7 protein-coding genes are annotated in these 7843 nt (G+C 69.3%); all 7 read right to left on the reverse strand.

Features of this window, described 5'->3' with window-relative positions:
• Window positions 1–2129 (reverse strand): polyribonucleotide nucleotidyltransferase (pnp, locus tag D7Y21_RS38885; protein WP_121718404.1); only part of this gene is annotated, 2129 nt, incomplete at its 3' end.
• Window positions 2130–2536: 407 nt separating this feature from the next.
• On the reverse strand, window positions 2537–2806 hold the full coding sequence (rpsO, locus tag D7Y21_RS38890; protein ID WP_014398807.1) for a 30S ribosomal protein S15: 270 nt from the start codon (window positions 2804–2806) through the stop codon (window positions 2537–2539).
• Window positions 2807–2931: 125 nt separating this feature from the next.
• Window positions 2932–3261, reverse strand: coding sequence for a MoaD/ThiS family protein (locus D7Y21_RS38895; protein WP_121718405.1), 330 nt, complete (start codon window positions 3259–3261; stop codon window positions 2932–2934).
• Window positions 3262–4125 carry a tRNA pseudouridine(55) synthase TruB gene (gene truB, locus D7Y21_RS38900; RefSeq protein WP_121718406.1) on the reverse strand — a complete coding sequence of 288 codons (864 nt, stop codon included), beginning with the start codon at window positions 4123–4125 and terminating at the stop codon, window positions 3262–3264. It lies immediately after the preceding gene.
• 10 nt (window positions 4126–4135) lie between these two features.
• Window positions 4136–4495: a 30S ribosome-binding factor RbfA gene (gene rbfA / locus D7Y21_RS38905; RefSeq protein WP_120558419.1), complete on the reverse strand. Its 360-nt coding sequence runs from the start codon at window positions 4493–4495 to the stop codon at window positions 4136–4138.
• Window positions 4492–5094 (reverse strand): DUF503 domain-containing protein, encoded by a 603-nt coding sequence (locus tag D7Y21_RS38910; protein WP_121718407.1) that lies wholly within the window; start codon window positions 5092–5094, stop codon window positions 4492–4494. The genes rbfA and D7Y21_RS38910 overlap by 4 nt, the downstream gene beginning before the upstream one ends.
• A gap of 120 nt (window positions 5095–5214) precedes the next feature.
• Window positions 5215–7843, reverse strand: a 2629-nt coding sequence (gene infB, locus D7Y21_RS38915) for a translation initiation factor IF-2 (RefSeq protein WP_121718408.1), incomplete at its 5' end; no start/stop codon positions are given.

The following is a 7843-nucleotide window of genomic DNA, read 5'->3' on the forward strand; positions in this document are numbered from 1 at the left end:
GCCGGGGCGGGGGCCGCGGGGGGCGTGCCCTGCGCGGTGGCGCGCTCGGCCATGGCCTCCTTGCGCGACAGGCGGATCTTGCCCGTCTTGTCGATGCTGACGACCTTCACCAGCACCTCGTCGCCCTCGCTCAGCACGTCCGACACAGTTTTCACGCGCTTGTCGGACAGCTCGGAGATGTGGATGAGGCCGTCGGTGCCCGGGAACAGCTCCACGAAGGCGCCGAACTCGGCGATCTTCCGGACGGTGCCGGTGTAGATCTTCCCGATCTCCGCCTCGCGCGTGAGCGCCTGGATCATCGCGATGGCCGCCTTCACCGCATCGCCGTTCGCGCTGGCGATGTCCACGCGGCCGGTGTCCTCGATGTTAATCGCGGCACCCGTGCGGGCGATGATGTCCTTGATCACCTTGCCGCCCGGCCCGATGACGTTCTTGATGAACTCCGGACGGATCTGGATGGTGGTGATGCGCGGCGCGAACTGGCTGATCTCCTTGCGCGGCGCGTTCAGCGTCTTCGCCATCTCAGCCAGGATGTGCACGCGGCCCTGACGCGCCTGCTCCAGCGCGCGGCTCATGATCTCCGTGGTGAGGCCGGTGATCTTGATGTCCATCTGGATGGACGTGATGCCCTTGGACGTGCCGCAGACCTTGAAGTCCATGTCGCCCAGGTGGTCCTCGTCACCCAGGATGTCGGACAGGATGGCGATCTTCTCACCCTCCTTCACCAGGCCCATGGCGATGCCCGCCACCGGCGCCTTGATGGGGACGCCCGCGTCCATCAGCGCCAGCGTGCCACCACACACGGAGGCCATGGACGAGGAGCCGTTGGACTCGAGGATTTCCGACACCAGACGCACCGTGTAGGGGAACGAGTCGCTGGCCGGAATCATGTTGCGCAGCGCGCGCTCCGCCAGGGCGCCGTGACCGACCTCGCGACGGCCGGGGCCGCGCAGGGGCTTGGTCTCGTTCACGCTGAACGGCGGGAAGTTGTAGTGCAGCATGAAGCGCTTGAAGGCCTGGCCGCTCAGGAGCTCCAGCCGCTGCTCGTCCTCGCTGGTGCCCAGCGTGGCGACCACGAGCGCCTGCGTCTCGCCGCGGGTGAACACCGCGCTGCCGTGCGTGCGGGGCAGCACGCCCACCTCGTTGGTGATGGAGCGCACCACGTCGTGCGGACGGTCACCGATGCGGCCACCGTTCACGGTGAGCTCACGCATGTGGTCGTACTTCAGGTCCTCGACGACCTGCTTGGCGTGCTTCTCCACCTGCGGGGTGAACTCCGCGCCCAGCTTCTCCTTGAGCGCCGCCAACGCGGCCTTCTTCGTCTTGGAGAGTGCCTCGTAGCGCGCGCCCTTCTCCTTGATGGCGTAGCCGGCCTTCACGCCCTCCAGCGCCAGCTCGCGGACCTGGTTGCGCAGGCCCTCGTCGATGGTGGCGGGCTTGTCGTAGGAGCGGACCTGCTTCTTCAGCTCCGTGCGCAGCTGGTCCTGGATGTCCAGCGCGGGCTGGGCGTTCTGACGGCCGAACTCCAGCGCCGCCACCATGTCCGCCTCGCTGACCTCCTCCGCGCCACCCTCCACCATCACGATGGCCTCGCGGCTCACCGCCATGACGAGGTCCAGGTCGCTCTGCTCGCGCTGCTTGGCGGTGGGGTTGGCCACGAACTGACCGCCCACGCGGCCCACGCGGATGCCCGCGATGGGGCCGTTGAACGGGATGTCCGACACCCACAGCGCCGCGGAGGCGCCGGTGATGCCGTGGATGTCACCCTCGTTCTCCGGGTCCGCGGAGATGACGGACGAGATGACCTGCGTCTCGTAGGCGTAGCCTTCCGGGAACAGCGGACGGAGGGAGCGGTCCACCACGCGGGAGGCCAGCGTCTCCTTCTCCGTGAGGCGGCCCTCGCGCTTGAAGTAGCTGCCCGGGATGCGGCCCGCCGAGTACAGCTTCTCCTGGTACTCCACCGTGAGGGGCAGGAAGTCGATGTCCTTCTTCTCCCGCGCGCTCACCGCGGTGACGAGCAACATGGTGTCGCCGTAGCGGACCACCACGGAACCGTCGGCCTGCTTGGCCAGGCGGCCCGTCTCGATGCTCAGCTCGTTCTCACCAATCTTGACGCTCTTCTTCAACATGTCGTGTGGCCTCTGTGCCTGCTTCGCGTGCGAGGACCCTTGCCAGCCGCGGCCTGCCCACGTGCGTGGGGCAGGAGCCGCCCGGAAGGGGCCCTCTGGGATTGAGCGGTCGCCAGGGCCTGAAGCAGGCACATGCCAGACGAACGCTGCCTGTACTGCGGAAACGGGCTCCGTTGCGGAGCGCCGGAGGGATGGACCAGACCTCTTGATCCCTGATCACACCCGCCCACCCATGACTCCAGGTCGGCCGGTCTGAACGGAAACCAAAAGAGCCCGCCTCCACCTCTCCCTCGCCCACTCCTTCGCCCACGTCCGCGCTTCGTGATGAACCGGTACCGCGTGAAACGGTGCTGCCCAAATGCGCGGGGCGCTGGTGGTGTGCCAGCGCCCCGGATGCTGCTCGAGGACTACTTGCGGATGCCGAGGCCCTCGATGAGCTTCTTGTAGCGCGCCACGTCTTTGGACTTGAGGTAGTCCAGCATGCGGCGGCGCTGACCGACCAGCTTCAGCAGACCGCGGCGGGAGTGGTGGTCCTTCTTGTGGGTCTTGAAGTGCTCGGTGAGCATGTTGATGCGCTCGGACAGCAGCGCCACCTGCACCTCGGGCGAGCCGGTGTCGGACTCGTGGGTGCGGAACTTCGTGACCAGCTCGCTCTTGCGTTCCTGATGCAACGACATGGGCTTCTTCCTGAATCCCGCTCCGGGGTGACCGCTCGTGCCGCCTGGGTCCGCGGAGGGGTACAGACCCGGCCACATGGTCCTTCTAACGAGCGGGCCGCTTATAAGCTTCACCCCCTGGGGGGTCAACCTTCGCCGCCCGTCCGTCCGCCCTTGAGGGGCCGGGACAGTGCGAAGACGTACATCCGGCAGCCGCCCGGAATTCCGCCCCCGCCCGGGGACAGCTCCCGGGCCGAGGCCTCGTCCAGGGCCACGTGCAGGTACGGCCCTCCCGCCTCGCCCCCGTCGCCCGCCAACAGCTGACGTGTCCGGGGGTACAAGCGCAGGAGCGCCTCCACCACGTCGCCAATGCCCGCGGTTGCCGGCACGCCCAGGGACAGCTCGCGCCGCCCGTCGAAGGCGCCGCGAAGGCCCGGGGCCACGCTCACGGTGATGTCATGGGTGCGGGTGGCCACTCAGTTGAACACCCGCTGGTAACGCAGCCGTCCGCCCACCACTTCCGCCATGGCGAGCAGCGCGTCATCCGGGCCCAGCACCCGCACCCGGCCCGGCACGGGGGCGACCTCCACGGGGACGCCGTGCAACACCCGCCGGGCCTCGTCCGCGTTCACCCGGACCGCAGGCAGGTCCGTCAGCGCGTCCGCCAGCGACACCAGCCGCCCGGCCACCGCCTCGCGCGACAGGGACGCCAGCTCCCCCAGGGGCAGCGCGCGCGCCAGCGTGAAGGGGCCGCTCATGGTGCGCCGCAGCGCCTCCAGGTGCGCCCCGCAGCCCAGCGCGCGGCCCAGGTCGTACGCCAGCGTGCGCACGTAGAAACCCTTGGTGCACCGCACGGACAGGGTCAGCCGGTCCGCGGAGAAGTCGCGCAGCACCAGTTCGTGCACGGTGACGGTGCGGCTGGCCCGCTCCACCTCTTCCCCGGCGCGCGCCAGCTCGTAGAGCCGCTTCCCGGCCACCTTCACCGCCGAGTACATGGGCGGCACCTGTTCGAACGTCCCCCGGAACCGGGCGAGCACCGCCTCCAGCAGCGGGGCCGTCAGCGGGGGCACCGGGGCCTGTGCCGTGGGCTTGCCCTGGGCGTCCTGGGTGTCCGTCTCCACGCCAAGCCGCACCACGGCGTCGTAGGCCTTGTCGCCCTCCGTGATGATGCCGGCGACCTTGGTGGCCTCTCCCAGGCACACCGGCAGCACGCCGGTGGCCATGGGGTCCAGCGTGCCCGTGTGGCCCGCCTTCTTCACCTTCAGCAGGCCGCGCACCTGGCGGACCACGTCGAAGGACGTGGGGCCCAGGGGCTTGTCGATGACGAGAACGCCGTCCATGAAGCGGGGCCTACCAGCCTTCCTTGCCGCGCACCTCGCGCAGGAGCCGGTCGATCTTATCGCCCTCTCCGACGGACGCGTCGAAGGCGAAGAAGATTTCCGGCGACACGCGCAGGTTGACCGCGGACGTCACCTCGCGGCGCACGAAGCCCTTGGCCGCTTCCAGGCCCTTCTGCGTGTCCGCCTTTTCCTGGTCCGTGCCCAGCATCGAATAGAACACCTTCGCCACCCGCAGGTCCGGCGACACCTTCACGCCGGTGATGGTGATGAAGCCGATGCGCGGGTCGCGCAATTCCCCGCGCGTCAGCAGGGCGCCGATGGCCGCCTGGATTTCCTGCCCCACGCGCTCGGGTCGTGAATGCGTCGTCATTTCTTCTCCCAATCTCGCGGGTTGCGCAGCGCCCGGGCCTTGGCCCGCGCGTCGTCCAGATTCAGCGTTCCACCGTCACCCGTGGGTCGGGAAGTCCCGGGCCCGGGGCCCGCGCCCTCGTGCCGCTGCTCCCACGAGCCCAACCCTTCCGCCTCCGCCAGCGAACGGTCGCTGCGCAGGAAGCGGGCAATCGCCGCCTCCGAGTGTGCATTCGCGTCCTCGGGAGACAGGTGGGCGTCCTCGTCCTCCGGCTCCAGCACCTTCGCCGGGGCGCGGAAGCCCGTGGGCCTCTTGTCGGAATAGAGCGTGTCCCCGAAGGCCAGAATCTCCGTCTCCCGGGCCATCAGCGGCGCGACGTACATCTCTTCGATGAAGTGGATGATCTTCTCCAGCTGCTCATCCACGTGCGGACGCTCGTTGCCCACCACGGCCAGGGCCACCGACGCCTTCTGCCAGAGGTCCTGGTCGTCCACCTCCGCGACGGCCACGTTGAAGCGGGCCTTCACCCGGTCCGTCACCCGGCGGAGCACCTGCCGCTTGGACTTCAGCGAGGCGCTCTCCGGAATCTGGAGGGTGAGGCGTGCGACTCCGACGAACATAGAGGTCCCCCAGGCCGGCGGCCGCCGGGCGCGTCATCCACGCCCGGCCTCCGCCGCATCGTCCATCCCCCGGGAAAGGTGGGGCCTTCCCCGGGGTCCGTCGAGTGCGCCTCTCAAGGACTACGAGAGGCTCTGCCGGGTCTCCTCGATCTCGTAGGCCTCGATGATGTCGCCGGCCTTGAGGTCGTTGAAGTTCTCGATGCCGATACCGCACTCGAAGCCCTGCGCGACTTCCTTCACGTCGTCCTTGAAGCGGCGCAGCGACGCCATCTTCCCGGAGAAGAGCTGCTTGTTCTCGCGCATGAGGCGCACGAACGAGCCGCGCTTCATCACGCCGTCCAGGACGGCCGCGCCGGCGATGGTGCCCAGCTTCGGCACGTTGAAGGTGTTGCGCACCTCCGCACGGCCCAGCTTGCGCTCGGTGCGGATGGGCTCCAGGAGGTTCTCCATCTCCAAGCGAACCCCGTCGATGAGCTCGTAGATGATGGAGTAGCTCTGCAGCGTCACCTGCTGCGCCTTGGCCGCGGCCTCCGAGCCCGACTCCGGCTTCACGTTGAAGCCCAGCACGACGCCCTTGGAAGCGGCGGCGCGCATGACGTCGGTCTCCGTGATGGCGCCCACGCCCGCGTCGATGATGACCACCCGCACCTTGTGCGTGGTGAGCTTGTCGACCGCCTGGCGCACGGCCTCCGCCGAGCCCTGCACGTCCGCCTTGATGATGACGCGCAGCTCCTTGGGACCGCCGCCCGCCTTCGTCTTGGCGAAGAGCTGCTCCAGGGACTCGCGGCTGACCTTGCTGAGCTCCGTCTGCCGCTCCTTCATGCCGCGGTGGTCGCCGATCTGCTTGGCCGCCTTCTCGTCGGAGACGACGTTGATGGCGTCACCCGCGGTGGGCACGCCGGACAGGCCGACGACCTCCGCGCAGTAGCCCGGCTTCACTTCCTTCACCGCCTCGCCGCGGCTGTTGTTCATGGCGCGGACGCGGCCGTAGTGCGTACCGGTGACGATGGCGTCGCCCAGCTTGAGCGTGCCCTCCTGCACCAGCACCGTGGCCACGGGACCGCGGCCACGCTCCAGCTTCGCTTCCACGACGGCTCCCACGGACGGACGGGAGGGATTCGCCGTCAGCTCGAGGACTTCCGCCTGCAGCGCCAGGTTCTCCAGGAGGAGATCCAGGTTCATCTTCGTCTTCGCGGAGACGGGCACCATGATGGTGTCGCCGCCCCACTCTTCCGGCACCAGCTCCTGGCTCGCGAGGTCCTTCTTCACGCGGTCGGGGTTGGCCCCCGGGACGTCCATCTTGTTGATGGCGACGACGATGGGCACTTCCGCCAGCTTGGCGTGCTTGATGGCCTCGATGGTCTGGGGCATCACGCCGTCGTCCGCGGCCACCACCAGCACCACGATGTCCGTCACGTTGGCGCCACGGGCGCGCATGGACGTGAAGGCCTCGTGACCCGGGGTGTCCAGGAACGTGACGTCTCCGCGCGCGGTGGACACGCTGTACGCGCCGATGTGCTGGGTGATGCCGCCCGCCTCGCCCGAGGCCACGCTGGCCTGGCGGATGGCGTCCAGGAGGCTCGTCTTGCCGTGGTCGACGTGGCCCATGATGGTGACCACCGGCGGACGGGGACGCTCGTCCTCGACCTTGGCCTCGACCTCCGGCAGGTAGTCCTCCACCTCGAAGCCGACGCGCTCGACCTTCCAATGGTAGTCGGTGGCGATGAGCTCCGCGGTGTCGGCGTCCAGAATCTGGTTCGCCGTGGCCATCTTCTGCATGGCCATCAGCTTCTTGATGAGCTCCGAGGTGCGGATACCCATGCGCTGACCCAGGTCGGAGACGCTGATGCCCTCCTGGAGCTTGATGACCTTCTTCTCCTCGGCCATCTGGGTGATCTGCGTCTTGGCGCCCTTCTTCGTGGGCTTGCGCTTCTTGCCGCGGACGGGGATCTGGATGCGGCCCCAGACCATGTCCGACAGCTCCTGCTTGGACACGCTGGTCGTCTCAGGACCCGTGCGCTTGCGCTGGCCACGCTCCTTGTTCTTGGAGACGTCCACCAGCTCGCGGCCGCGACCCAGGTGATCCGGGACGACCTTGTACTCGCGCTTCTCCGTGCCCAGCGCCGTGCGGCCCGGGGCCATGGGGTACTGCTTGGCCTGGGTCGTGGTGGGCGTGACGCGGCGGACCTGGATGAGCGGGCGCGAAATCACCACGGCCTGGGTGGCCGTGGGGCGCGCCTGGGCACCCGGCGTGGGCGCGACCTGGGCGTGCGGGACGCCGCCGACCATGATGGTCGGGCCGGTCGGCTGCACCGGGGCACCCGTGCCGGCCGTGGGCGGCGAGGACGGACGCACCGGCCCCGTCTGGCCCGGACGCGCCTGCATGGGCGCTCCCGGACGGCTCATGGGCGGCCCACCCGGACGGCCCTGCATGGGCGCGCCAGGACGGCTGCCCGGACCACCCGGACGGCTGCCGGGACCACCCGGACCACCCGGACGGCTGCCCGGCGGCCCACCAGGGCGCCCGCCCGTGGAACCCGGACGCTGCACGTAACCGGGACCTCGGGAGATGACCGTCGCGGACGTCGACGTGGAAGAAGGCGTCCGTGCGGTGGGCGGGACCGGCGAGCGCGTAGGGGGGTTGGGCAAGCGGGGACTCTCCTGCGTAGGACTGCGCGGTGTCGCCGTGGCCGGGGTCGGCTCGGCGGCCCGGGGCGTCTCCACCACGGCCGCGGAAGGCGGGGTGGAC

This window comes from Corallococcus sp. AB045, from assembly GCF_003668895.1.
GTDB lineage: Bacteria > Myxococcota > Myxococcia > Myxococcales > Myxococcaceae > Corallococcus > Corallococcus coralloides.